The sequence below is a fragment of the Stenotrophomonas sp. PS02298 genome, from assembly GCF_029959445.1.
In the GTDB taxonomy this organism is placed as follows: domain Bacteria; phylum Pseudomonadota; class Gammaproteobacteria; order Xanthomonadales; family Xanthomonadaceae; genus Stenotrophomonas.
The window spans coordinates 1-25678 of sequence record NZ_JASCOR010000006.1 but is presented as its reverse complement, the minus strand read 5'-3'; the positions used below and the strand labels follow the sequence as shown (position 1 = coordinate 25678).

General features: G+C 63.1%; 23 protein-coding genes. 16 read left to right on the top strand and 7 right to left on the bottom strand.

What is annotated here, in order from left to right; genetic code table 11:
* Positions 1-10 precede the first annotated feature (10 nt).
* On the top strand, positions 11-1081 hold the full coding sequence (locus tag QMX78_RS02030) for a DUF1615 domain-containing protein (protein WP_282266053.1): 1071 nt from the start codon (positions 11-13) through the stop codon (positions 1079-1081).
* Positions 1082-1440: 359 nt separating this feature from the next.
* On the opposite strand, the gene fabR is transcribed toward QMX78_RS02030, so the two are convergent.
* Positions 1441-2103: an HTH-type transcriptional repressor FabR gene (gene fabR, locus QMX78_RS02025; protein WP_282266051.1), complete on the bottom strand. Its 663-nt coding sequence runs from the start codon at positions 2101-2103 to the stop codon at positions 1441-1443.
* A 93-nt stretch (positions 2104-2196) separates the two neighbouring features.
* On the opposite strand from fabR, the gene QMX78_RS02020 reads away from it, so the two are divergent.
* Both QMX78_RS02020 and QMX78_RS02015 read left to right on the top strand, forming a co-directional pair.
* Positions 2197-3249: a ferredoxin reductase gene (locus QMX78_RS02020; protein WP_343239150.1), complete on the top strand. Its 1053-nt coding sequence runs from the start codon at positions 2197-2199 to the stop codon at positions 3247-3249.
* Between the two features lie 3 nt (positions 3250-3252).
* Positions 3253-4380: an acyl-CoA desaturase gene (locus QMX78_RS02015; protein ID WP_282266049.1), complete on the top strand. Its 1128-nt coding sequence runs from the start codon at positions 3253-3255 to the stop codon at positions 4378-4380.
* Positions 4381-4450: 70 nt separating this feature from the next.
* Here QMX78_RS02015 and QMX78_RS02010 read toward each other — a convergent pair whose 3' ends face one another.
* On the bottom strand, positions 4451-5653 hold the full coding sequence (locus QMX78_RS02010) for an acyltransferase family protein (RefSeq protein WP_282266048.1): 1203 nt from the start codon (positions 5651-5653) through the stop codon (positions 4451-4453).
* Positions 5654-5807: 154 nt separating this feature from the next.
* Here QMX78_RS02010 and QMX78_RS02005 point away from each other — a divergent pair, with 154 nt between their 5' ends.
* From QMX78_RS02005 to QMX78_RS01980, 6 genes are all read left to right on the top strand, one after another.
* The gene (locus QMX78_RS02005; RefSeq protein WP_282266040.1) at positions 5808-6713 is read left to right on the top strand and encodes a LytTR family DNA-binding domain-containing protein; all 906 of its coding nucleotides are present in this window, start codon (positions 5808-5810) and stop codon (positions 6711-6713) included.
* Between the two features lie 76 nt (positions 6714-6789).
* The gene (locus QMX78_RS02000) at positions 6790-7572 is read left to right on the top strand and encodes a hypothetical protein (RefSeq protein WP_282266038.1); all 783 of its coding nucleotides are present in this window, start codon (positions 6790-6792) and stop codon (positions 7570-7572) included.
* A 214-nt stretch (positions 7573-7786) separates the two neighbouring features.
* Positions 7787-8245 carry a hypothetical protein gene (locus QMX78_RS01995; protein WP_282266036.1) on the top strand — a complete coding sequence of 153 codons (459 nt, stop codon included), beginning with the start codon at positions 7787-7789 and terminating at the stop codon, positions 8243-8245.
* A 240-nt stretch (positions 8246-8485) separates the two neighbouring features.
* Entirely contained in the window at positions 8486-8869 is a 384-nt protein-coding gene (locus QMX78_RS01990; protein ID WP_282266034.1) for a hypothetical protein, read from the top strand.
* Positions 8870-9203: 334 nt separating this feature from the next.
* On the top strand, positions 9204-9431 hold the full coding sequence (locus QMX78_RS01985) for a hypothetical protein (RefSeq protein ID WP_282266032.1): 228 nt from the start codon (positions 9204-9206) through the stop codon (positions 9429-9431).
* Positions 9428-12307, top strand: a complete 2880-nt coding sequence (locus tag QMX78_RS01980; RefSeq protein WP_282266030.1) for a VIT domain-containing protein — start codon at positions 9428-9430, stop codon at positions 12305-12307. Before QMX78_RS01985 ends, QMX78_RS01980 begins: the two co-directional genes overlap by 4 nt.
* A 164-nt stretch (positions 12308-12471) precedes the next feature.
* On the opposite strand, the gene QMX78_RS01975 is transcribed toward QMX78_RS01980, so the two are convergent.
* Positions 12472-13818, bottom strand: a complete 1347-nt coding sequence (locus tag QMX78_RS01975) for an ABC transporter substrate-binding protein (protein WP_282266029.1) — start codon at positions 13816-13818, stop codon at positions 12472-12474.
* Between the two features lie 109 nt (positions 13819-13927).
* Positions 13928-15100 (bottom strand): PPC domain-containing protein, encoded by a 1173-nt coding sequence (locus tag QMX78_RS01970; protein WP_282266027.1) that lies wholly within the window; start codon positions 15098-15100, stop codon positions 13928-13930.
* A 158-nt stretch (positions 15101-15258) separates the two neighbouring features.
* On the opposite strand from QMX78_RS01970, the gene prfB reads away from it, so the two are divergent.
* Together prfB and lysS are read left to right on the top strand one after the other, a co-directional pair.
* Positions 15259-16384, top strand: a protein-coding gene (gene prfB / locus QMX78_RS01965; RefSeq protein WP_282266025.1) for a peptide chain release factor 2 whose coding sequence is annotated in 2 segments (ribosomal slippage) — positions 15259-15333 and positions 15335-16384 — 1125 coding nt in all. Because the reading frame shifts where the segments join, the coding sequence is not laid out codon by codon here.
* Between the two features lie 100 nt (positions 16385-16484).
* A complete protein-coding gene (lysS, locus tag QMX78_RS01960; RefSeq protein WP_282266020.1) occupies positions 16485-18005 on the top strand; it encodes a lysine--tRNA ligase in 1521 nt (506 codons plus the stop codon).
* 233 nt (positions 18006-18238) lie between these two features.
* On the opposite strand, the gene QMX78_RS01955 is transcribed toward lysS, so the two are convergent.
* On the bottom strand, positions 18239-19297 hold the full coding sequence (locus QMX78_RS01955; protein ID WP_282266017.1) for a YeiH family protein: 1059 nt from the start codon (positions 19295-19297) through the stop codon (positions 18239-18241).
* A 97-nt stretch (positions 19298-19394) separates the two neighbouring features.
* On the opposite strand from QMX78_RS01955, the gene QMX78_RS01950 reads away from it, so the two are divergent.
* From QMX78_RS01950 to QMX78_RS01935, 4 genes are all read left to right on the top strand, one after another.
* On the top strand, positions 19395-20300 hold the full coding sequence (locus QMX78_RS01950; RefSeq protein WP_282266015.1) for a LysR family transcriptional regulator: 906 nt from the start codon (positions 19395-19397) through the stop codon (positions 20298-20300).
* 35 nt (positions 20301-20335) lie between these two features.
* On the top strand, positions 20336-22225 hold the full coding sequence (locus QMX78_RS01945) for an ATP-binding cassette domain-containing protein (protein ID WP_282266013.1): 1890 nt from the start codon (positions 20336-20338) through the stop codon (positions 22223-22225).
* 86 nt (positions 22226-22311) lie between these two features.
* Positions 22312-22740: a VOC family protein gene (locus tag QMX78_RS01940; protein ID WP_282266011.1), complete on the top strand. Its 429-nt coding sequence runs from the start codon at positions 22312-22314 to the stop codon at positions 22738-22740.
* Positions 22741-23193: 453 nt separating this feature from the next.
* Entirely contained in the window at positions 23194-23703 is a 510-nt protein-coding gene (locus QMX78_RS01935) for an SRPBCC domain-containing protein (RefSeq protein WP_282266009.1), read from the top strand.
* A 3-nt stretch (positions 23704-23706) separates the two neighbouring features.
* On the opposite strand, the gene QMX78_RS01930 is transcribed toward QMX78_RS01935, so the two are convergent.
* Together QMX78_RS01930 and QMX78_RS01925 are read right to left on the bottom strand one after the other, a co-directional pair.
* Positions 23707-24153 carry a barstar family protein gene (locus QMX78_RS01930; protein WP_282266007.1) on the bottom strand — a complete coding sequence of 149 codons (447 nt, stop codon included), beginning with the start codon at positions 24151-24153 and terminating at the stop codon, positions 23707-23709.
* Positions 24150-24614 (bottom strand): ribonuclease domain-containing protein, encoded by a 465-nt coding sequence (locus QMX78_RS01925; protein WP_282266005.1) that lies wholly within the window; start codon positions 24612-24614, stop codon positions 24150-24152. The genes QMX78_RS01930 and QMX78_RS01925 overlap by 4 nt, the downstream gene beginning before the upstream one ends.
* Before the next feature lie 261 nt (positions 24615-24875).
* Here QMX78_RS01925 and QMX78_RS01920 point away from each other — a divergent pair, with 261 nt between their 5' ends.
* Positions 24876-25487: a superoxide dismutase gene (locus tag QMX78_RS01920; RefSeq protein ID WP_282266004.1), complete on the top strand. Its 612-nt coding sequence runs from the start codon at positions 24876-24878 to the stop codon at positions 25485-25487.
* The last annotated feature ends 191 nt before the right edge of the window (positions 25488-25678 follow it).

Sequence of the window (25678 nt, the reverse complement as noted above, 5' to 3'; positions counted from 1 at the left end):
GACGAAGGCCGTGCTGGGCCTGTTTGCGGCGTTGGCGCTGGCGTCCTGCAGTACCGTGCCATCACCTGCGCCGGGCCCATCGGCAACGCAGGTGCGCGATGAGGTCGTGCGGCGTATTCCGCCGACCGTCGATGATCGCATTGGTTGGGCAGGCGATATCCGCATGGCCTTCGAGGCGCAACGCATCGAAGCGTCGGTCGAGAACATCTGTGCGACCTTGGCGGTGATCGAACAGGAATCTGGCTATCGCGCCAATCCCGAGGTACCCAATCTGCCGCGGATTGCCCGGAGCGAAATTGATCGCCGTGCCGCAGCCGTCCACATTCCCAAGCTACTGGTGGATGCCGGCCTGAAGATGAAAGGCAGCGACGGGCGCAGCTACGGTGAGCAGTTGGCGCGGGCGCGCAGCGAACGGGACCTGAGTGAGTTGTACGAGGAGATCATTGGCCGCGTGCCGATGGGGCAGCGCTTGTTTGCCGGCAAAAATCCCGTGCAGACCGGCGGCGCGATGCAGGTAAGCATTCCGTTTGCGCAGGCCAATGCACAGAACTACCCCTATCCGGTGGCGCGCAGCATCCGCGATGAAGTGTTCACCCGGCGCGGTGGCGTGTACTTCGGTATTGCCCATCTGCTCGACTATCAGACGCCTTATACGCAGAAGGTGCACCGTTTTGCCGATTACAACGCGGGCCGTTACGCCAGCCGCAATGCGGCGTTCCAGAGCGCGGTGAGCAGCCTGACCGGTGTTTCGCTCGCGCTGGATGGTGATCTGCTGGTGCCGGATGCGCCGATCGACAAGCCAGGCCAGACCGAATTGGCGGTGCGCAGGCTGGCGCCGCGACTGGGTATGGATGAGCGTGAGATACGGCGCGCGCTTGCGCAGTCGGATCGGCTGGATTTCAGTGATGGCACGCTGCACTCGCAGGTGTTCGCCATGGCGGATGCACGTGCCGGGAAGGCCGTACCGCGTGCGTTGATTCCCGGCATCCGCCTGGACAGCCCCAAGATCACCCGCGAACTGACCACAGAATGGTTCGCCAACCGGGTAGCCGACCGCTATCGTCAATGCCTGCAAAGGTAGTGCCGAGCCATGCTCGGCAGGGGCGTTAGCGATAGACAGCCTGTGGGAGCGGCGTGAGCCGCGAAGCTGGCACCAATGAAATGATGGGAAAGCTGTGATCTGGCAGATCATCAGCTTCGCGGCTGACGCCGCTCCCACAAAAACAGGATCCGTGGACCAGCTTGATGACCGCCAAGGCCAAGGGCGCAGCGTAGTGCCGAGCCATGCTCGGCAGGGGCTTTACCGATACACAGTCTGTAGGAACGGCGTAAGCCGCGAAGCCAGCACCAATGAAACTGCAGGGACAATGATGATGGGGTGGATCATCAGCATCGCGGCTGACGCCGCTCCTACAACCGCACAATATCGTTTGGCTTGCTTCAGGCCTTGACCGGGCGCCGTGCCAGCGCGCGGGCGCCGGTGATGATCATTCGGATCATCTGCGACATTTCTTCGATCAATTCGGGGTCGCGCTCTTCGGGCAGATCAATCGCGCTGCCGCCCATCGCGAACACCAGCCGGGTGATGGCTTTGGCAGCCAGCGCGGGCTCGTGCAGGGTTGCACCGTCCAGTGCAGCCAGTCGCACCAGGTCGGCTTTCAGCTCTTCCTCGAAGTACCCCAACTCGCGGTCCACCGCATGCTTGAACGCATCCGAGCCGGCCGTGCCTTCACGCAGCAGCACATGCATCAGCCGGTCGTCGGCGCGCAGCTGCTCCATGAAGGTTTCCACCGACAGGCGGATCACGCCGCGGTTGCTGTCGGCTGCGCGCAAGCGCGCCTGACCGATGATGGTGCGCAGCGAACGGCCGGCCAGGTCTATCAGGGCAACCGTCAGTTCATCCATGTCGCGGAACTGGCGATAGAACGAATTCGGGGCGATCCCGGCCTCGCGCGCGACCTCGCGCAGGCTCAGCGTGGACACGCTGCGGTGCGGGCCGATAAGGGCGAGGGCGGCGGCCAGCAGGTCGTCACGCGAGATGGAAGCCTTGCGCGCCGGGTGCAGGTCGTCTTGTGCGGGCAGGGGCTGTTCGCGTGCTGTCATGGGGCTCGGGCCGGTCAGGTGCGTGAATCATAGCCTGTACTGGCAATATACAACTGTATACACAGTCGTATGCTCGGACGTATAGTGCGCCCCATGAGTGCTGTCTACCGCAATACCGCACCGCCACCGATCCCGTGGCTGAGCGAAGGCTTCTTTGATTTCTGGTCCACCCGGGTGCATCCGCTGTGGACGCTGCGGCGGCCATTGGCCCGGCTGGTGGCGCGCCACAAGGCCAGCGCCGACGCCGTCACCCTGGAATTGCAGCCCAATCGCCACTTCCATGGCCTGCAGGCCGGGCAGCACGTCAATCTGGGCGCGGAACTGGATGGCCGCCTGACCACGCGCAGCTACAGCCCTGTCCTGCTTGAAAATGGTCGTCTGGCGATCACGGTCAAGCGTATTGCCGGTGGCAAGCTCAGTCAGTACCTGTCTGAACAGGCGGTCATCGGCGAGGTGTTCGCGCTGGGGCAGGCCTTTGGCGAGATGCTGCTGCCAGCAGTGCCGCCGCCGAAGCTGCTGATGCTGGCTGCAGGCAGTGGTATCACCCCGATGCGCGCCTTGCTGCGGCAGTTGGATGCACAAGGCATGCAGGGCTCCGTGGACCTGGTCTATTGGGTACGTCAGCGCGAGCAGTTGTGCTTCATCGATGAGTTCAATGCCATCGCCGCCCGCCACCCGTCGTTCCGTCTGCATCTGGCGGTGACCGGTGAGGGCGCCGCGCGCGTGGACAGTCATGAGCTCGACTGCCTTGGTGATCTGCGCGCAGCGCATGTGCTGGCCTGCGGCCCGGGCGGTTTTGCCAATGCCGCCCGCGCACGTCTGCAGGACCAGGTGGCGCATTTCGACAGCGAGGCGTTCAGCGTGCCGCAGCTGGCCGAGGTGGAGCAGGGCAGTGTGCAGATCCAGCTGCTGAAGACCGGTCGCACACTCACCGTGCCGCGCGGGCTTGCCTTGCTGCCTGCGCTGGAAGCGGCCGGCATCAAGCCAGCCAGTGGCTGCCGAATGGGCATCTGCAACACCTGTGTCTGCGGCAAGGCCTCGGGCATCACTCGCCACACCGTGACTGGTGATTACACCAGCGAACCTTCCGTGCCGCTCAAACTGTGCGTCAGCAGCGCCAGTACCGATCTGACCCTGGAGCTGTAAGTCATGTCTTCCGTGCACAACCGCGTGCTGTCAGCTGCCGAACTGCAGACCTTCGGTGATGAACTCGACGCCGTAAAAGCCCGCCATCAGGCCTTGCTGGGTGCCAGTGATGCCCGCTACATCCGCCGGATCGTCGCAGCGGTGCGTTGGACCGGTGTCGCCGGACGCGCCCTGTTGTTCCTGGGCGCATTCGTGCACAGCGTGCTGGTACCGGCATGGATTGCCGGCGTGCTGCTGCTCGCGCTGTCCAAGATCCTGGAAAACATGGAGCTGGCGCATAACGTCATCCACGGGCAGTACGACTGGATGGGCGACCCGCAGCTGCAGGGCAAGACCTACGAATGGGATATCGCCGGCACTTCGGAGAACTGGCGCAAGACGCATAACTTCCGCCACCACACCTATACCAACGTGCGCGGGCTGGACGATGACATCGGCTACGGTCTATTGCGGATCTTCCCGGAGCAGCGTTGGCATCCGTTTTTCCTGGCCCAGCCGTTCGTGGCGGTGGTGTTCGCGCTGCTGTTCGAGTGGGGCATCGCGATACAGGATCTGCGCATCGGTCGCGTACTGGTCGGCAAGATGACCCTCAAGCAGCTGTGGCACCAGGCCCGCCCGGTCGGTCGCAAGGCGATGCTGCAGGTCCTGAAGGACTACGTGCTGTTCCCCGCATTGGCCGGCCCGTTCTTCCTGCCGGTGCTGCTTGGCAATGTGGCGGCCAACGTCATCCGCAACGTCTGGACCTATGTGGTGATCTTCTGTGGCCACTTCACCGCCGATGCCGAAACCTTCCCCAAGGAGTGCATCCGCAACGAAGGCCGTGGCCATTGGTACCTGCGCCAGCTGCGCGGCTCGTCCAACCTGACCGGCGGCAAGTGGATGGACGTGATGACCGGCAACCTCAGCCATCAGATCGAACACCACTTCTACCCGGATATCCCCGCCAACCGCTATGCGGCGATGGCGGTGGAGGTAAAGGAGATCTGCGCGCGTTACGGCCAGCACTACAACACCGGTTCGCTGCCGCGCCAGTTCGGCCAGGTGATGTGGCGCATCGTGCGCCATGCCTTCCCGAGCAAGCCGGCACCGGAACGGCCGTTGGTTGCTGAGCCGCGCGCCGAAGTTGGCTGAGTTGCTTGTGCCCCTGGCTGGCACGCGCCGCGGGTCGGACGAAAGCAAGGCTGTCTGGTGTGAGCGCCGATCAGTTTCCTCGTTCGCTCACGGCCTTGGCAGGTGTTCGGGAGATGTGTTCTGTCGGCTGGTCGCGCAAGCCAAACAGTGGCCGCAGTAGCGCGCTGCGGCGGATCAGTTCGTAGGCGCCAAGGCACAAAGCGAACGTCACTGCGATCAGGATGGCCGCCTCGATGCCAGGGCTCAGCTGCAGCGGCTTGAGCTTGTGTGCCAGTACGACAATCACTGTCTGGTGCAGGATGTAGAGCGGGAACACCGCCAGGGTGAGATAACGCAGGATCGGACCGTCGGCCTCGCGCCAACGGTAGGCAAAGCCCAGCAAGGCGCCGATCGCGCACCATTGGTCCACCGCCCAGGCAACCCGGAGCGCAAGGCGAAGCGCCAGCGGCGGCGGTTGCGCGTCGTTGTAGCCGGCGAAGTACCAGGTGTGGATCAGCGCTGCATAGCAGACGCCTGCCAAGGTCAGTGACAGCCAGCGCAGGCGCTGCAGCGACTCCCAGAAGCGGCTGCTGAAGGCGGCGAGATAGCCGATCAGGAACACGCTGCCGTACTGGGCATGGTTGTACCAGTCATCGGTCAGCGCATGGGTCTGCTCGAAGCGGTTGACCAGCAACAGACGCGCGATGGCCAGGACCGCCACCGGGACAATCAACGCGCCCCAGCCGGTCAAGGCCAGACCGGTCCATTGGCGCAGGCGCTGCAATGCCGAGCTGGGCAACAGCCGCCACAACAGCCAGGCCAGGACGGTGTAGCTCCACAGATAGGGCAGGAACCAAAGGTGGTTCCAGGTCGGGACGCGCAGGCAGCCGTCGCTGTCACAGAAACCCTGGTAACCGCTGAGATACTTGCCGTAGAACGCCCAGTAGGACTCGCTGTATCCGCCGGGTAGTTGCTCGACCACCTGGTAGTAGGCCTGTGGTGGCACGATCACCGCCATCCCGAACAGCAACGGCAGCAGCAACTGCCATGAGCGGCGGCGCAGCAGGCCGGCAGGCTGGCGCGCGAACATGAAGGCGGTAGCCACGCCCGAGATCAGGAACAGCAGTGACATCCGCCATGGCGAGGTCAGCAGCATGAGCGGCTCCGGCGCAATGCTCGCGGCCGGGCTTTTGACGTGCCAGTCCCAGCTCACGTAGTACATGCCAACGTGATAGATGACCAACAGGCCAAAGGCGATTACCCGCAGCCAATCCAGATCGTGGCGTCTGTGCATTGCGTGTCCAGCGTATGGAGAAGGGCGTCATTGCAACCCGGGACGCGCTCCCGAGGCGCCGGAAGGGCCGATCTGCGGGGACCTGGAGACGAGTGGCGGCGATCCGGGGACGGGCAGCGACGGCTGCGGCGGCCTCGCCGTCTAGAATGCGCAGATGAATCAAGCTGCGTCATCGACCTCGTTGAATCGCTCCATCCCCTGGCGGCAAAGCATGGAGCTGCTGTTCTGGTTGCTGCTGGTGTTGATCAACTGCAGCGGCAATGCGATCACCACCTGGATGGACGCCAACCGTTCCGGTACGCCTTCCATGGAATGGTGGGAGCCCTGGGTCTGGGAATTCTCCAGTGGACTGGTCTGGCTGCTGTTGCTGGTACCAGCGATTGTCTGGTTCAGCAGGCGCTGGCCACTGCATCTGGACAACTGGCGACGACGCCTGCCCTGGTACCTGCTGGCCAGCGTGCCGATCTCCCTGCTGCACGTGCTGGCGATGTTCGGGCTGAGAATGCTTGCCTATGCACTGGTGGGGGAGCGCTATCAGGTCGGCTCCTGGCTGGACGAGCTGCTGTACGAATACCTCAAGGATGTGCGCACTTACGCCGCCATCCTGTTCTGCATCGATGGCTACCGCTTTCTGCTTCGCCGTCTGCAAGGCGAGGCACAGTTGCTGGCCGAGCCTGATGAAGGGCCGCCGGTGGAGCCCATCGATCATCCGGAGCGGCTGCTGGTGCGTAAGCTGGGCCGCGACTTCCTGATCGCAACGGCCGATATCGAATGGGCGCAGGCCGCCGGCAACTACGTCAACCTGCATCTGCGCGGACACGACTACCCGCTGCGGATCACAATGGCTGCACTGGAGCAGAAACTGGATGCGGCTTGTTTCGTGCGCGTCCATCGCAGCTGGTTGATCAATCTGGGTCATCTGGTGTCGATCGAACCGCTGGAAGGTGGCGAGGCCCTGCTGCATATGGCTGACGGCAAGGAAGTCGCCTGTAGTCGGCGTTACCTGCCGGCGCTGAAGTCAACGTTGGGTCGACACAAGGAAGAGCCTGCCCCGGAGTAAGTCGATCCACGGGCACGGCAGCGCGCAGTGGAAACCGGGCACAATGCAGACAACAGACCCAGATCGAGCAAGCAGGATGCAGAAGTCGGTTGTTGCAGGAGTATTCGCCGCAGTGGCCTCATTTGCCACGTGGGTGACCCACGCGCAGGAAAAGCGACCTTTGCTGGATGCGATGCAGGCGATGATGGAAGGCAACTTCGCTCTGGATGCGACGCTCGGGCGTGCAGACTCGGCGATCGACGGACCGGATTTCGACCAGGCAGGCAATGAATGGAGGATGGTGGTCGCGCGTGGCGAATCCATCGCTTTGCGTCGTTACCTGATTACCGTCAACGAAACCTCGGGTGAAGTTTGCGTGCGCGGGTTGCCTGCCATCGATTGCGTAGCCAAAGGCGACGCAGGGGTTGCGCTGCAGGCCGCACGTGACAAACGGCAGGGACTGGCCGAGGTTGCGCTGTATCCGCCGCCCGATCTGCAAGGTGTGATGAAAGCGGTCTTGCGTCACGAACTAACGTCCGGGGGCTATCTCGCAAGCAATCGCATGCCGGTGTACGTGAGCATCGGATCGCCCAAAGGCGACAGTGCGATCGACCTGTCGCCGGAATCAATCCGCGATCTTGGGGAGATCGGAGTCCAGCTCATGCCCGGCTCGGCATGGCAGCAGCCACCCGAGGGCACGCGTGTGGGGAAAACAATGAGCATGGGTTTGGGTATCCCCACACGACGTGCCGATGGGGATTACGACCTCCAGTTCGGGTTCCATTGTGGCTCCGTATGTGGATCCCAATACGAGGCGGTGCTGCGGCACGACGCATCAGGGTGGCGGGTGCTTTCCTCGGAGATGGGTTTGATCTTCTGACAGAGGCAGGGCGGTCCAGGCTTGAATCTCCGCGGAGGCCGCGATGAACCAGAAAAAGCCAAGGGCCGCCTGCAAACCGAGGTGGGCATTGGACAGCTCGCGAGCATCAACACTTTCTGACACTTCGCCGGAGTCGCAAGCTTGGATAACGTGATCATTTGCCAGCTGAATCCAGTGTCCATAATATCCAGCCGTCCCACGCGGATTGGCGATCATGCGGCTCGTTTCAGTGTTTCTTGCATTGGTCGGTGCTACGGGAGCCCTCGTTCTCGGCTGGCATGTGCTCGGCTACCCGTATTCGTTGGACGAAGCCAGATTTCTGCACAAAGCATCCAGCCAGATCGCTGCCGGAGCCAAAGAGCTGGATCTGGCTGAGTTGATGCCTGGGGATTGGGAGCTTGTCTGTGAGAGCCACGGTTACGATGGTCCCAGGTACCTGAAGCGATACAACAAGGTTTTTGAGCCAGCTTCTCGACGTCAGGATGAGGCCTGGGGGCTGATATTCATCTCGGCCGATGGCTCTTATCGATCCGCGGCTGGCTCGTGTAGTGTGCGGGGCTTACGGTTTGGTTCCAGAGGCTGCCTGGAAAGAACCAAGGCGATATTCGTTCGCGAGCTGGAGAATGGCGAATGCAAGAATTTCATGGGAAGGGCACCCGTCGGAAAGCTATGACGATTCACCCAAGTTGAAGCCGAAACTGGATGCGCGGGCAGTCAGGCACAAGAACGACCGGCCCATCGGCAGGACGGCATGCAAACCGAGGCGGACATTCGCACATCTGCTGTGCGGTCTTGTGATCGGATGACCGGCAGCGGTAACGCATCGCTTGTTGGCCAGGCCCTGCAGTCCTAAAGTTGAATATTGTCCAGAAGGCGCGTAGTTGTCGGCTTTGCTACACGGTGAGGCAGGTAGATGAGATATCAAGGTGCTCGCGCAAAAGTCGACTTGGCATCCTTGGATGCAAAGCGCATTCACATGGTAGTTCGGCGGCTGTTTCGCCGCCGGAACGATTACAGCCAAGCAACTCTCGACGAGTTACCTTCCGAACTTGGTGCGTTTGGGATTTTGACGGTCAAAGACCTGCGACTTCTCATGAAGAAGCACAGACGGTCCCTGTTGGAGGATGAGAACACCAGGTTGAGTCGCAGCGAAGCTTTGTGGCTGAGCCAGGAAGTCGATTCTGCAGGTCTCGACGCTTTCGCAGGGAAATCGTGGTATGCCTTTCCCGGGCTCGTTCGGCAAGCCATGGAGCTGGAATTTGGCGAGGCTGCTGCTGTCTATCTGATGGAGCGGTAGTTTTTTTTGGGGCTACGATGGGAAATCCCTCTAAGGACTGAGGTCATTTCTTTCGCAGATGGAAAAACTATCAGATTGAAATCCGTGCCGAGGGCGATCAGTACATTGTTGGTTTCATGCCCTTGCGGTATTCCGCGGGGGAATTAAGAGGCGCGGAAGCCGAGTGCCTGGTGCAAATGTGCTCATGCCGCATCGAGGACGCGCGCTTTTATATGTAGCGACGGGAGTGAATCGTCTAGGAGTCTCTGGATGGCGCTGGCTCCGCTCTTGGTCGTTTCTCGCCTTCCGTTGCGTTGATCGGTGTCGGTTCGTTGATCGCTTTAGGCTTTTACAGTTGACCAAATTCGGCAGTGCTTGCTTCCGCAAGGCGGCGCTCCGGATGCGGCCCAGGCTTGCCTCCCAGGCTGCCGAAACACGGCACAATGCTCCGGGCAAGGGAAGGCTTGAGTTGTGCTGCCTGGTGGCGGACATGCCGATCAAGCGCGGAGTGATCGATCCGCCAACCCCGTTGCGGCTGTTGATGCGTTTGATCTCCCAACCCTTGGACGGAGTGCTGCGATGAGCCTGGTTATCTGGCGGCGTTGTTGGATGGTTTTCCTGGTGGTGGGCGGGGTAGTGACGCCGGTCGCCGCGCAGCAGGGCAGGGAGGTGACCCAGCCGCCGGTACTGATTGCCATCTCCAAGGACGAGCAGCCGATCCAGCTGCAACGGGCGATCATCGACGGCGAAGTGCAGGCGGGTGTCGCCCAGACCCGGATCGAGCTGGTGTTCCACAACCCCAATCGGCGGGTGATGGAGGGCGAACTACAGTTTCCCTTGGCTGATGGCCAACAGATCAGTGGCTTCGCCCTGGATATTGACGGGCAGCTCCGTGACGCGGTGCCTGTTCCGAAGGAACGTGGGCGGCAGGTGTTCGAGGCGATCACCCGCCAAGGCCAGGACCCGGCGCTGCTTGAGCAGACCGCCGGCAACCAGTTCCGTCTTCGCGTGTATCCCTTGCCTGCTGGCGGCAGCCGCCGGGTGCAGTTGACCATCCGGGAGGCGATGCCCATGTCCAGCGCGGGCTGGCAGTGGCGTTTGCCATTGCAGTTTGCCGCCGGTGCCGGCGAGGTCAGTCTGCGCTTGCGTGCGAGCGGCGCGGACAAGCTTGGGCAGGCGCCGTTCCGGCTGATGGCCGGCGCACTGGATTGGCAGGGCAGCGGTCGCCAGTTGCCGGCGCAGCTGCAATGGCAGCTGCCAGCCAAGCCGCAGGCGGCACTGCAGGCCGCGCGCCACGACGGACAACAGTATCTGTTTGCCCAGCTGCCGGTGGCAGCGCTGGCTGCGCGCCGCATCCCGTCAAAGGTCGGCCTGCTATGGGATGCATCGGGATCGGCGGGGACACGCAACCGGGTGCGCGAGTTCGCGCTGCTCGATCGCTATTTCGCAGCGATGGGCGAGGGTAGTGTCGTGTTGACGGTGCTGCGCGATACGCCTGAAGCGGAGCGGCGTTTCAGCATCCGCAACGGTGACTGGAGCGCGTTGCGGCGCGTGCTGGAGCAGACGCCGAACGATGGTGCCAGCGCGCTGGCATCCTGGAAGCCGGATACAGCGCTCGGCGAATACCTGCTGCTCAGTGATGGCCTGTCCAACTGGGGGGCGTCAGTTTCGCCAGTGTTGGCGACAGATCAGCGCTTGTTCGCAATCAGCAGTGCAGCCGCTGGTGCCGATACGGCGCGCCTGCGTGGCTGGAGCGAGGCGAATGGTGGCAGCCTGGTGCAGCTCGAATCCGACGATGTCGGTGCGGCGGCGAGCCGCCTGCTGGCCGAGCCAACGACGGTGGAAGTGGCGCCCGCGCCGGGTCTGCATGATGTGGTGATCGACCGTCGCAGCCTGGAGCAAGGCTGGCTGTGGCTGTATGCGCGTGCCGATACGGTGCAGAACAAGGTGCAGGTGCGGATCAATGGCGGCCAGTGGCAGACACTGAGCGTCGCGCCTGACAACGCTGATGCGGGTCTGATGGCCGGGTTGTGGGCGCAGGCGCGCCTGCAGCAACTGGCTGCGGACCCGCGTGGTAATCGCGAGGCGATGCAATTGCTGTCGCAGCAGTTTGGCATGGTCAGCGAAGGCAGCTCGCTGCTGGTGCTGGACACGATCGATGACTATCTGCGTTATGCGATCCGACCGCCGGCTGCACTGCGTGCTGAATATGACCGCAGATATGCCCGTCAGCTTGCTGATCGCGAGGCTGCGCGGAAAACCCATCTCGATGATGTGGCCGAGCAATGGAAACAGCGTCAGGGATGGTGGGACAAGCGTTGGCCGAAAGATGCACCGCCGAAGGTGGCGCAGGCTGCGCAGTCGGAGAGGTCTCGTTCGCAGGACGCGCCGGCACCGGCAATGGCGTCGCCCATGCCGGCACCGCCAGTTCCCCCTGCTCCGCCCGCGTACGTCGAGGCCGAATCATCGTCATTGGACAGGGTAGTGGTTACCGGCAGCGCTGCTGCTACGCGGCAGTATCCTGCCGTCGATATGCCGGTCAATTCCGGCGAGGTCCAGATCAAGCTCGGCGCCTGGGAGTCGGACTCGCCGATCGCGCAGCGCCTGCGCAAGGCACCTGCCGCCGAGTTGTATGCGTGGTACCTGGACGAGCGCGAGGCCAATGCCAGCAGCAGCGCGTTCTTTCTGGATGTGGCCGATCTGCTGCTTGCTGCTGGACAGCGTGAGCTTGCGCTGCGGGTATTGTCCAACCTGGCTGAGCTGGAACTGGACAACAGGCATCTGCTGCGCGTGTTGGGCTATCGCTTGATGCAGGCCGATGCGCCCGCGCTTGCGGTGCCGGTATTCGAGCAGGTGCTGGTGATGGCTGAGGATGAGCCGCAGAGCTTTCGCGATCTGGGTCTGGCGCTGGAGGCGGCAGGGCGCCCGCAGCAGGCGGTTGATCCGCTCTACCAGGTGGTGCAGCGGCCATGGGATGGTCGCTTCGACGGCGTTGCGTTGATCGCGCTGGATGAGCTGACGAATCTGCTTGCCCGTGGTGGTCCGGCGCTGGATGCGACGCAGGTTGATGCGCGGCTGCGCAAGGCGATGCCACTGGACCTGCGCGTGGTGCTGGCCTGGGATGCGGACAACAGTGACATGGATCTGTGGGTGACCGATCCCAATGGCGAACGCGCCTACTACGGCAATCGTCTGACCTATCAAGGCGGGCAGATGTCGCAGGACTTCACCGGTGGTTATGGTCCAGAGCAGTTCTCGCTGCGTGATGCCAAACCGGGCATCTACAAGGTGGAGGCAAACTATTTCGGCAGCCGCCAGCAGTTGGTCACCGGTGCGACCACCTTGATGCTCAGGTTGAGTACGCATTGGGGGCTGCCGCAGCAAAAGGACAAAGCGGTAACCCTGCGTTTGCAGGATGCCACCGACACCGTGCTGGTCGGCGAGTTCGAGGTGCGCTGAGCCGCTTGCTCGCAATCTGCGGCGTGTTTGTGGGAGCGGCGTAAGCCGCGAAGCAGACACTGCTCCGGTGTGAGGATTTGGCGGCACCAGCTTTGCGGCTTATGCCGCTCCCACAAAAAAGGCCGATGCCAGAGTGCTGGCATCGGCCTTTCGGTGCCGTTTGCTTACTTGCGACGTGCCAGCAGGCGGTAGCTGCCGGTGGCGTTTGGATCGAAGCTGTGCGCGAACACGATGTAGCGGCCGGCTTCCAGGTCGATTTCCAGGTTCGGATCGAGGCTGGATTCGCTGTCATCCTGCTGGGCGACTTCTTCGCCGTTGCGCATCAGCGTGATCATGCCATCCAGGCTGGACGAGCCTGCGGTCATGCTGATCACGTACTTGCCCTTGCGCGGGATCTCCAGGGTGTACATGTCACGGTTGCCAGCACGCAGCTGGCCCTGTACTTCGCGACCGATCTTCAGCTCGGGACGAATCGGGCCATCGGGCGCAGCCGCAGTGGCGGTAGCCAGCTGGAATACACCGCCACGGCTGTTCACCGAGCGCACCGAGACGTTGTACTCGCCAGCATCCAGCACCTGGCTGATGCGCGAATTGACACCGCCGCCACCATCGTCATCACTCAGGGTGATGTCGCCGCCCTGGATGGTCAGCATGGTGTCCAGCTCCTTGCCACTGGCATCGAGCTGCACACGACGTCGTTCCGGCAGGTTCAGCACGAAGCTGCGGGTGTCGTCGGCACCGATGAAGCCGCTGACGGTGCCTTCAAGCGGCAGGTTGGTGCCGTCGTTGAAGACCAGGCCTTCGGGGAAATCCGACTGCTCGACGCCCAGGTAGAACGCACCGGAAGCTTCGCCCAGGCCACCTGCGGTCAGCGTGTAGCGGCCCGGTTGCAGGGGAGCGACCAGGCGCGAGTTGAGGTTGCTGCCGCCGTCATCGTCTTCCAGGTTGAGGCCGTTGCCGCTCAGTTCGAGACGGGCATCGAACTCGCTGGATTCGAGGTTTATGGTGTACAGGCCAGGCTTGTCGACCTGCAGGACGAAGGTCTTGTCGCCGTTGCTCAGCCAATCGGTGACCCGGCGGCCAGCGGTCAGCGGCTTGCCGTCATAGGCGACGATGGGTTCGGCCGACAGCTGGAACGGGCCGAAGGCGCGGGCATCGGCGCCGCTGACGGCGACCAGGTACTGACCAGCCTTGTCGGCGCGCATGCTCAGCGTGGCATTGCCTTCGTCACTGCCATCGGTGCGGGATACCAGTACGTCGCGGTTGAACACGGCCAGCGAGCCTTTGAGCGCGCCGTTGAGCTTCAGCGATACCGCCTGGCCGGCGCCCATCTGCAGCGAGAACAGCTGGCTGCGGGTGCCGTCACTGTAATTGATCTGGCTGGAAGAGGTGATTTCGCCGGATACATCGCCGTCAACGGCGAGTGGGCGGGCCGGGCCGGCGGCATGCGCGGGGGCGTGCACGGCGGCGGCAATGGCAAGGGACAGCAGTCCGGCTGCAAGTCGCTTCACTTTAACTCCTTGATATTGGAAGCAGGGGTAAAAAGCAGCCACGCTGCTTGCGGGGGCAGGCAGCGTGGCGTTGGCCCACTACGCCAGTTGGCGGAATGGGCGGTGTGGCTTAGTTGATTACCGCAGCGGCCGCATCGGCAGCGGCGCTGGCAGCCTCTTCGGCAGCATCCTTGCGGTTGCTGTTCGGTGCGGCGACATCACCACCCAGGTCGGTGGTTTCCAGCTCGAACACGCCCTGCTGGCTGCCCAGGCTGGTGACCGCAACGATGTAACGGCCGGCGCGCAGGTTCAGGGTCAGCTGGGCGTTGGTGCCGTTGCCGCCGTCGTCGTTCTCTTCGTCGACGCCCGGGCCGGTGATGTGCAGCACCGAATCGAAGCCATCGGCGATCGCGTCGAACTGGATGTGCTTGGGGGCGTCCAGATTCAGCACGAAGGTGCGGCGGCCACGCGAATCCATCATCGATTGAGCGGTCTGGCCTATGGTCAGCGCAGTGCCGTCACGGGTAACCAGGCCATTCTCGGTCGGGGTCAGCTTGACGTTGAGCTTGAACGAGCCGGTGTTGCCGTTCACCGAGGAGGCAGCGACGGTGTACTCGCCGGGCTCCAGGTAGGTGCGGATGCGGGCGTTGAGGTTGCCGCCGTTGTCATCGTCTTCCAGCTCGACGTTGCGGCCGTTCAGGCGCAGGTAGGAGTCGAATGCGCTGGACTCCAGGGTGATGGCATACAGCCCGGCCTTGTCGACCTTGAGCTTGTATTCCTGCTTGTCACCCATCAGCCAGTCGGTGATCTCGCTTTCGGCGCCCAGCGGCTTGCCGTCATACGGCACGACCTTGGCGCTCTTGAGCTTGAACGGGCCAAACGCGTCGGCGCTGGCGCTGTTGACTGCGACCAGGTAGGTGCCGTCCTTGGGGGCACGGAAGGCCAGGTTGACCGAGCTGGAGGAGTCGCCTTCGCTCGTGCCCGAGGAAGAGGCATTGGCGATCATGTTCTGGCCGTCGAACACCGCCAGCTGACCGCTGAGCGAGCCACCCAGCTCCAGGGAGACGGCTTCGCCGTTCTTCATGGTGATCTTGTAGCCCTGGTGACGGCTGCCGTCGTTGTAGTTCAGGGTGCTGGACGAGGTGATTTCACCAGACACCGTTTCCCCGACGGTCAGGTTCGAGGCCTTGTCGCCGCCGGTGGGGGCAAGGCCGCCCAGCTTCTGGCAGGCAGCAAGTGCCAAGGTCAAGGTGATGGCTGCAAACAGGCGAGCGTGTCTGGCGTTCAAGCTTAGGTCCTTCATGGTCAGAAATGTCTCCTTTTCCCGTCTTCGCGGGTCAGGGGGCGATTCTAACGTTAAGTTGTGTCTATTCAGCGAGAACGTCTTCACGCCCCAAAGGCCCAATTCAGGAGCCGGCTGGATGCTAGAATTGACAGCTTGTCTGCCTCACTAGACCGACCATGATCGAACTCAATCCCATCCGCCAGCGAATCACCGATCTCACCGATCGCGTGCTATCGCTCAGGGGGTATCTTTGACTACGACGTCAAGAAAGAACGTCTCGAAGAAGTAACCCGCGAACTCGAAAACCCGGACATCTGGAACAACCCCGAGTACGCCCAGACCCTGGGCCGTGAACGCTCGATGCTGGACAAGACCGTCACCGGCATCGCCGATGTACTGGACGGCCTGTCCGAAGCCACCGAATTGCTTGAGCTTGCCGAAAGCGAGCAGGACGAGGACACGGCGCTGGCCGTGGTGGCCGACCTGGACAAGTTCCAGTCGCACATCGAGAAGCTCGAATTCCAGCGCATGTTCTCCGGTGAAATGGACAGCTGCAACGCGTTCGTCGACATCCAGGCCGGTGCCGGTGGTACCGAAGCCCAGGACTGGGCGGAAATGATGCTGCGCATGTACCTGCGCTGGTGCGAATCGCGAGGCTGGAAGACCGAGCTGATGGAAGTGTCTGGTGGCGACGTCGCCGGCATCAAGTCGGCGACCTTCCGCGTCGAAGGCGAGTTCGCCTACGGTTGGCTGAAGACCGAGATCGGCGTGCACCGCCTGGTGCGCAAGTCGCCGTTCGACTCGGACAACCGCCGCCACACCAGCTTCACCTCGGTGTTCGTGTCGCCGGAAGTCGATGACAACATCGAGATCGACATCAACCCGGCCGACCTGCGCACCGACGTGTACCGCTCTTCCGGTGCCGGCGGCCAGCACGTCAACAAGACCGAGTCGGCGGTGCGTATCACCCACATCCCGACCAACACCGTGGTTGCCTGCCAGACCGGCCGCAGCCAGCACCAGAACCGCGACACCGCGATGAAGATGCTGGCCGCCAAGCTGTACGAACTGGAAGTGCAGAAGCGCAACACCGAGCGTGATGCGCTGGAAGCGACCAAGTCGGACATCGGCTGGGGCAGCCAGATCCGCAACTACGTGCTCGACCAGAGCCGTATCAAGGACCTGCGCACCGGCGTTGAACGCACCGATACGCAGAAGGTGCTGGACGGCGACCTGGATGAATTCATCGAGGCCAGCCTCAAGTCGGGCCTGGAAGCCGGCGCCAAACGCAGCGACGCGTGATCCGGAATGGCCCTGCGCGGGCCATTCCGTTGTTGTACGGTGCGGTTTCACCAGGCGGTGGCCGCACCTTGGTTAACTCCCCCAAATAGAAATCAAAGCCATGACCGAACAGACCCCTGAAACGCAGCAGCTCCCCGTCGACGAGAACAGCCTCATCGCCGAGCGCCGCGCGAAACTCACGGCGCTGCGCGGGCAGGGCATCGCCTACCCGAACGACTTCCGCCGCGAAGACTTCGCCGGCACGCTGCAGGCCGATTACGCCGATGCCGAGGCTTGGACCAGCGAAGCGCTGGAAGCCACTGGCCGCACGGTGAAGATGGCTGGCCGCTTGATGGCCAAGCGCATCATGGGCAAGGCCAGCTTCGCCCAGATCCAGGACGAAAGCGGCCGCATCCAGCTGTTCCTGCAGGCCACCGCGCTGGGCGACATCTACGCCGCCTTCAAGGGTTGGGACGTGGGTGACATCATCGCCGTCGAGGGCGGCCTGACCCGTACCAAGACCGGCGAGCTGTCGGTCAAGGCGACCAGCATCCGCCTGTTGACCAAGTCGCTGCGCCCGCTGCCGGACAAGTGGCATGGCCTGGCCGACGTCGAGCAGCGCTATCGCCAGCGTTACGTCGACCTGATCGTCACCCCGGAATCGCGCGACGTCTTCATCAAGCGCTCCAAGATCATCCGCGCCATGCGCGCATGGCTGGACAACCGCGACTTCCTCGAAGTCGAAACGCCGATGATGCATTACATCCCCGGTGGCGCCACGGCCAAGCCGTTCACCACCCACCACAATGCGCTGGACCTGGACCTCTACCTGCGCGTTGCGCCGGAGTTGTACTTGAAGCGTCTGGTGGTTGGTGGCCTTGAGCGCGTCTACGAAATCAATCGCAACTTCCGCAACGAAGGCGTCAGCACCCGCCACAATCCGGAATTCACCATGATGGAGCTGTACGAGGCCTACGCCACGTACAACGAAGTGATGGACCTGACCGAAGGCGTGATCCGTGACGTCGCGCAGAGCGTGCTCGGCACCGCCGTCGTCGAATGGGATGGCGCGCAGATCGACCTGGCCCCGGCGTTCCGCCGCTGGCGCATGGACGAGGCCGTGCGTCACCACAACCCGGAAATCTCGGCCGCCGACTGTACTGATCGTGATGCGCTGCTGCGTCATTGCGAACGCCTGAAGATCCGCGTCAAGCCGAGCTACGGTTGGGGCAAGCTGCTGCTGGAGATCTTCGAGGCCACGGTCGAGCACACCTTGATCCAGCCGACCTTCATCACCGATCACCCGGTCGAGGTCTCGCCGCTGGCCCGCGCCAGCGACAACGACGCCGGTTACACCGACCGCTTCGAGCTCTTCGTCAACGGCAAGGAACTGGCCAACGGCTTCTCCGAGTTGAACGACCCGGAAGACCAGGCTGCACGTTTCCAGGCCCAGGTCGAAGCCAAGGACGGTGGTGACGATGAAGCCATGCATTACGACGCCGACTACATCCGTGCGCTGGAGTACGGCATGGCACCGACCGGCGGCCTGGGTATCGGCATCGATCGCCTGGTGATGATGCTGACCGGCCGCGCCTCGATCCGCGACGTGCTGCTGTTCCCGTACATGCGCCCGGAAGCCTGATTCAGCGCGATCCAGCTGTAACCGAAAGACCAAAGGCCTTCCCGTAACCGGGAAGGCCTTTTTTGTTTCTGAAATGTAGTGCCGAGCCATGCTCGGCAGAGGCTTTACCAGCGAAAGCTGCCCTCACCCCAACCCCTCTCCCGCACGCGGGAGAGGGGCTAAAGCGCCGCAAATCCGCTTCCCGCGCATGTAGTGCCGAGCCATGCTCGGCAAGGGGCATTCCCAATAGCGCGTCAGCCCAGCAAAGCCCGCACCCCAAAATTGATCAACATACCGCCAGCCAACAACCAGCCAAACAACAACAAAGCCAACAACATCGGCTTGGCACCGGCCTGACGCAGTGCCGAAGCATGCGTGGTCAGGCCCAGTGCCGCCATCGCCATCGCCAGCAGCACGGTGTCCAGGTCGACCAGCACCTTGACCACATCAGCAGGCAACAGCTGCAGCGAGTTGAAACCAACCATCGCGATGAAGCCAAACGCGAACCACGGAATGGTGATCTTCGAGCGCTCACCAGTGGCGCTGTTCTGACCGCGGGCAAGCAAGGCAGACAGGCCAACCAGGAATGGCGCCAACATCATCACCCGCACCATCTTGGTGATGACGGCAGCATCGGCGGCGGGCTCACTGACCGCACGGCCAGCAGCCACCACTTGCGCAACTTCATGCACGGTAGAGCCGGTAAACACGCCGAACGCGGTTTCATCCAGCGGCATCCAGCCCGCCGACACACCCCACTGGTACAGCAGCGGGTACAGGAACATCGCGATCGTGCCGAACACCACCACCGTGGCCACGGCGACGGCGACCTGTTCGGCGCGGCCCTTGATCACCGGTTCCGCCGCCATCACCGCGGCAGCACCACAGATCGAACTGCCGGCGCCGATCAGCAGGGCCGAGTTGCGGTCCATGCCCAGCAACCTGGTGCCCAGCCACCAGGCGAGGCCGAAGGTCGAGCACAACACCAGCGCATCGATCGCCACGCCAGCAATGCCAACCTGGCCGATATCCTGCAAGGTCAGTCGCAGGCCATAGAGAATGATGCCGACGCGCAGCAAGGTGGCTTTGGAGAAGCCAACGCCAGCGTCCGCGCGCGTCGCCAGGCTGCGATAAACCGTATTGCCCAGCACGATACCGATGACGATGGCCAGGGTCAGCGCGCTGATGCCGTGATTCTGCATCCACGGCAAGGTGCCCAGCCAGATCGACAGGCCGGCGACGGCGGCCGTCAGCAGCAGGCCGGGGAGGCGGGAGAGGGGCACTGAGGTCAGCCCATGGGTCGAGGTGTTCATAACGTTGGGTTATTAGAAGATGGCCCATGCTGCACCCACGGTTATTACCTGTAAAACGGATAATATTGGTTGAATCAACCGATTTTCGAGATAGGTTATGCATCTATCCCTGCGCCAGTTGCAGATCTTTTCCGGCATTGCCGAAGCCGGTACCACGACGGCAGCGGGCGAGTTGCTGGGCTTGTCGCAATCGGCGGTCAGTGCTGCGCTGGTCGAACTGGAGAGCCTGCTCGGGTTGGCCTTGTTTGACCGGATTGGCCGCAGATTGGTGCTGAACGGCCATGGCCGGGCGTTGCTGCCACAGGCGCGGGCCCTGCTCGCGGGGATGACCGATATCGAGCGGCGGTTCCGTGCCGACAGCCAGACCGGCGCCGCCGTGCGTTGGCAGGTCGGCGCCAGCACCACCATCGGCAACTACCTGATGCCGGCACGTATCGCCGACCTGCAGGCCTCCAATCCACATGCCCATGTCGAGTTGGTGATCGGCAATACCCGCGAGGTCACCACCGCCGTGCAGCGGCTGGAAGTGGATGTCGGCTTGATCGAAGGGCCAAGCCACGAACCGGGGCTGGAAGTGGCGCACTGGCAGCAGGACGAACTGGTGGTGGTGTTTGGCGAACGACACCCGCTTGCCACGCGGTTCAGCAAGGGAGCCGACCTGGCAACACTGCGGCAGGCGCGTTGGCTGCTGCGCGAACCGGGTTCAGGCACTCGTGAGGCCGCCGAGCAGGCCTTGTTGCCGCATCTGCATGGATTTGCCGAGGTGTTGCAGCTCGGTGGTACCGAGGCGATCAAGCAGGGTGCGGTCGCCGGGCTGGGCCTGGCCTGCCTGTCGCGGCATGCCGTTGCCGATCTGGTGACGCTGGGCAAGCTGCGGGTGTTGGCGACGCCCTTGCCGCCATTGCAGCGTCAGTTGTGGGTTGTACGCCATCCCGGCAAGCGGATTCCGTCCAGCCTGCGCCAGTTGCTGGGCCTGCCGGCGGAAGTGTTTAGCGACGATTGAGCGCGGTCGGCCGCCAGAGCCCGTACAATACGCCCATGCCTTTGATTACCTTGCAGAACGTCGACTACAGCGTCGGCGGCCCGTTGTTGCTGGAAAAAGCCGAACTGTCGATCGAGACTGGCGAGCGTATCGCCCTGATCGGCCGCAACGGCGCCGGCAAATCCACTCTCATGAAGCTGATGGCTGGCGAGCTCAAGCCCGATGACGGCGAGGTGCGCGTGCAGCAGGGCGTGCGCGTCACCCGGCTCGAGCAGGAAGTGCCGCACGGCGCAGCCGGCAGCGTGTTCGATGTGGTCGCCGATGGCCTTGGCGAGCTTGGCCACTGGTTGGCCGAGTTCCACCGCCTGAGCCACGCCGAGGTCTTCGATGGCGAGGCCATGGGCAATGTGCAGGCCAAGATCGACGCCGCCGATGGCTGGGGCCTGGACCAGCGCGTCGAGGAAACCCTGACCAAGCTCGATCTGGATGGCGACGCCGAATTCGGCCGTCTGTCCGGCGGCATGAAGCGCCGTGTGCTGCTGGCGCGTGCGTTGGTCGCCGGCCCGGACGTGCTGCTGCTCGACGAGCCGACCAACCACCTGGACATCGAAGCCATCGATTGGCTGGAAACCTTCCTCAAGGGCTGGAACGGCTGCGTGGTGTTCGTCACCCATGACCGCCGCTTCCTGCGTGCCCTGGCCACGCGCATCGTCGAGATCGATCGCGGCCAGGTGACCAGCTGGCCGGGCGACTGGGACAACTACGAGCGCCGTCGCGAAGAACGCCTCAACGCGCAGGCGCAGGAAAACGCCCGCTTCGACAAGCTGCTGGCGCAGGAAGAAGTCTGGATCCGCCAGGGCATCAAGGCACGCCGTACCCGCGACGAAGGCCGCGTGCGCCGGCTCAAGGCGATGCGCAACGAGCGCAGCCAGCGCCGTGAGCTCGGTGGCAACGTCAAGCTGGAAGCGGCCGGTGCCGAGAACTCCGGCAAGAAGGTCATCGACATCAAGAACATCTCCTTCTCGTTCGGTGAGCGGGTGATGGTCAAGGATTTCGAAACCACCATCCTGCGCGGTGACCGTATCGGCCTGATCGGCCCCAACGGCAGCGGCAAGACCACCTTGCTGAAGCTGCTGCTGGGCGAACTGCAGCCGGACAGCGGCGAAGTGCGCCAGGGCACCAACCTGCAGATCGCCTATTTCGACCAGTACCGCGCCACCTTGCGCGAGGACTGGAGCGCGATCGAGAACGTGGCCGAAGGCGCCGACTTCATCGATCTCAACGGCAAGCGCAAGCATGTGCATGCCTACCTGCAGGACTTCCTGTTCACCCCGGAACGCGCGCGTGCGCCGATCACCCGCCTGTCCGGTGGCGAGCGCAACCGTCTGCTGCTGGCCAAGCTGTTCGCGCAGCCGTCCAATCTGCTGGTGATGGACGAGCCGACCAACGATCTGGATGTGGAAACCCTGGAGCTGCTGGAAGAGCTGCTGGCCGACTACACCGGTACCCTGCTGCTGGTCAGCCACGACCGTGACTTCCTCGACAACGTGGTGACCTCCACGCTGGTGCTGGAAGGCGAGGGCAAAGTGGGCGATTACATCGGTGGCTACAGCGACTCGCTGCGCCAGCGCCCGGCACCTGCGCAGACTGCAATGGCCGTGGCCAAGGCATCGGCGACGGCAGCTCCTGTTGCTGCACCTGCAGCGCCGGTTGCCGATGCCGCGCCCAAGCGCAAACTGAGCTTCAAGGACGCGCGCGAGCTGGAGCAGCTGCCGGCCAAGATCGAACAGCTGGAGCTTGATGTGGAAGGCTTGACCTCGGCGATGAACGATCCCTCGTTCTATACCCGATCCAGCGCCGAAGTCACCGCGCACACGCAGCAGCTGACCAAGGTGCAGGCCGAGCTGGATGCCGCCTATGCACGTTGGCAGGAACTGGACGCCTGAACAGGTTCTGACGGGCCACGTCCTGCTTCACCTGCCGTCCTCGTCGAGGACGGCAGGATGGTGTCCATGGATGCTGCGAGGTGACGATGAAACGGCCGTTCGACGTTGCACGTATCGATCATGTGGTATTCCGGGTCCGCGACCTGGAGCGCAGCATTGCGTTCTATTCAACCGTGCTTGGCTGCGAGGTGGTACGTCGACGCGACCATCTTGGCCTGGTGCATCTGCGCGCCGGTGCGTCGATGATCGACTTGATCAGTCTGGATGGCATGTTGGGTGCGCGCGGTGGTGCCGGGCCGGGACCGGAGGCGCGCAATGTTGATCATCTGTGCCTGCGGATCGAGCCTTTCGATGAGGCCAGCTTGGCGGCATATCTTTCCTTGCATGGCGCAACGCCGGTGGCGGCAGCCGAAGTGAATTTCGGCGCTGAAGGGGATGGGCTGTCGCTGTACTTCAAGGACCCCGATGGCAACATCATCGAGCTGAAGGGGCCGGTTTCGCCGCACTTGGACTGATGCTCTGCTCCCTCCCTTGCACCGAAGGTGCAGGGGAGGGTTGGGGAGGGGGTTCTTCGCTTTGCCCCAGCCGTCGCGCATTCGGCAAGGATCAAAAGCACCCCTCCCAACCCTCCCCTTCGCTGCGCGAAAGGGAGGGCTCAGTTGCTCGGCACTACGCTCCCTCCCTTGCGCCGAAGGCGCAGGGGAGGGCTGGGGAGGGGTGCTTCTCGCTGTAGGTTTGCAGTCGCGCATTCGGCAAGGATCAAAAGCGCCCCTCCCAACGCTCCCCTTCGCTGCGCGAAAGGGAGGGCTCGGCTGCTCGGCACTACGCTCCCTCCCTTGCACCGAAGGTGCAGGGGAGGGTTGGGGAGGGGTGCTCTTCGCCATGAACCCAGCACTTGCTGCGCAACCATGCTCCGCGCATGCTCATGCCATTCAACAAGAGCCGCAGCCATGCACCGTAGACTCACTATGCTCCTGCTGCTCGCAACAGCCTTCGCCTTGCCCGCACACGCCGAAGTCAAAGACGCCACAGCAGCGGGCTTCACCGTCGAGAACGCCGTCCTGATTCCAGCATCACCCGAGCGCGTCTGGCAGGCGATGACCGCCGACATCGATCACTGGTGGCCGAAGGACCACAGTTGGTGGGGCAAGGCGGCAACGCTCTCCATCGATGCCCGCGCCGGTGGCTGTTTCTGTGAAGTTGCCGGCGCGCAGCAGGCGCAGCATCTGCAGGTCGTGTTTGTCGATCCGCAGAAAACCCTGCGCATGACCGGCGGACTTGGACCGATGCAGGGCATGGGCCTGCATGGCGTCGCCGAATGGACCTTGCAGGCAGAAGGTACGTCTACCCGGGTGACGTGGCGCTACCGGGCTGGCGGCTATAGCCCAGACGACCTCAGCGCCTTGGCACCGGTCGTAGACAAGGTCCAGGCGCAGCAATTGGAGGGCCTGGCACGCTGGCTGCAGGCCCCCCGCTGAGGATCATTCTTCCTCGTCGGCAGTTGCTTCTTCGCCACCGCCCGGCAGTTCCAGGAAAGCCCAGAACGCCACCTTGTCCTCGGCCCAGCTGGCGGAGGCTTCGGACAGCACATCCAGCAAGGTATCGAAGTCCGCCGGGCTGCCCTGGCGCAGGTCGTTGGCATCGCTGAACAGCAATGCATAGCCGTTGGCCGGCAACCAGGACAGGTCACGCAGGCCATCGGACAGGGCATCCCAGTTGCGGCTCCAGCCTGCGGGGAAGTCGAGTTGCGTACCAAGTCGCATCAGCAAGGTGCGCTTGTCGGCGCAGCCTTCCAGGTCGATGCGGCACACACGCAGCCCGGCATCGCGTGCAACCGCCGCCAAACCACCAAGGTCGCCATCGCCGACACCGTACACGCCGGCCTGACTGACGTCCTCCAAGCCCATATCGAAACCGCTGTCACTCATGGCGCACTCCTGGCGGGGACTTCGAAGCTGCGGAAGCTCTCGTAATGGTCATCGGTGTAATACCAGGCATCTGGCGGGTCGCCGCCTGTGACGATGCGCTTGGCACCACGATGACTCAGCCCGGGTGTATCCACGGTGTATTCGCGGTAATAGCCGCGCGGCCGCTGCGGCAGCTGGCGCTCGCGGTTGCCGAAGGTGCTGCCGTCCTGGCGATGCGGGTACGGTCCGCCGCGCTGGATCAAGTCGATGGTCGCGCGCGCTTCTGCCGGAAGGAAAGCCGGGAGCGGATCTTTGCTGCGCTCGTCGCTACGTCCGTCTTGGCTGGTCTGGGCCGCTACAGTCAAATCCTGCGACAGCGACGGCGCGAACTGCGGTGGTGCAGGTTGCTGCAGCACGCGCATGCCCCACAGTCCGCCGATCAGCAGGACAATCGCGACGACCAGAAGTAAGGGCTTGCGCATGGGCAGTAGGAAGATTCCGGGACAGGCGACGATTATCACGCCATGACAGCGGGTTTGTTGAACAGATGGTTCAGTAGGCTGGCTTCACGCAACGGTAACAACGATCGCGCAGATCGCCCCTGCGGTGTCCATCGCCCAAGCGCGGGACAAAGTTTCCTCTACAACACCCTTGGTAAGTTGCTGCATCGTCCCTACCATTGATAGCGCACCGTCTGGTTTTTCGACCAGACACAGAAACCGGCTATCCAAAGGAGATCCCTCATGGCTTACACCCTGCCCAAGCTGCCTTACGCCTACGACGCCCTGGAACCGCATATCGATGCGGCCACGATGGAGATCCACCACAGCAAGCACCACCAGACCTACATCAACAACGTCAATGCTGCGCTGGAAGGCACCGAATACGCCGATCTGCCGGTTGATGAGCTGGTGAAGAAGACCAAGTCGCTGCCGGAAAACCTGCAGGGCCCGGTGCGCAACAACGGTGGCGGCCATGCCAACCATTCGCTGTTCTGGACCGTGATGTCGCCCAATGGCGGCGGCCAGCCGGTCGGTGACGTGGGCAAGGCCATCGAATCGCAGCTGGGCGGCTTCGAGAAGTTCAAGGAAGCCTTCACCAAGGCCGCGCTGACCCGTTTCGGCAGCGGCTGGGCGTGGCTGAGCGTTACCCCGGACAAGAAGGTTGTCGTCGAGTCCTCGGCCAACCAGGACAGCCCGCTGATGGACGGCAATACCCCGATCCTGGCGCTGGACGTGTGGGAACACGCCTATTACCTGAAGTACCAGAACCGTCGCCCGGAATACATTGGCGCGTTCTTCAACGTGGTCGACTGGAACGAGGTCGAGCGTCGTTACCAGGAAGCGATTGCCTGAAAGCGGTGACCTGAGGCGGTCGCCCCATGTCGGGGCGGTCGCCAGTACGAAGGCCGGGCATAGCTCGGCCTTTGTCGTTGATGGCGCCGCGAACCCGATGTTGTGGGAGCGGCGTCAGCCGCGAAGCTGGTGCGTCATCAGGTTGCCTGTTTGGCCGCAGCCGGAGCAATTCCAGCTTCGCGGCTGACGCC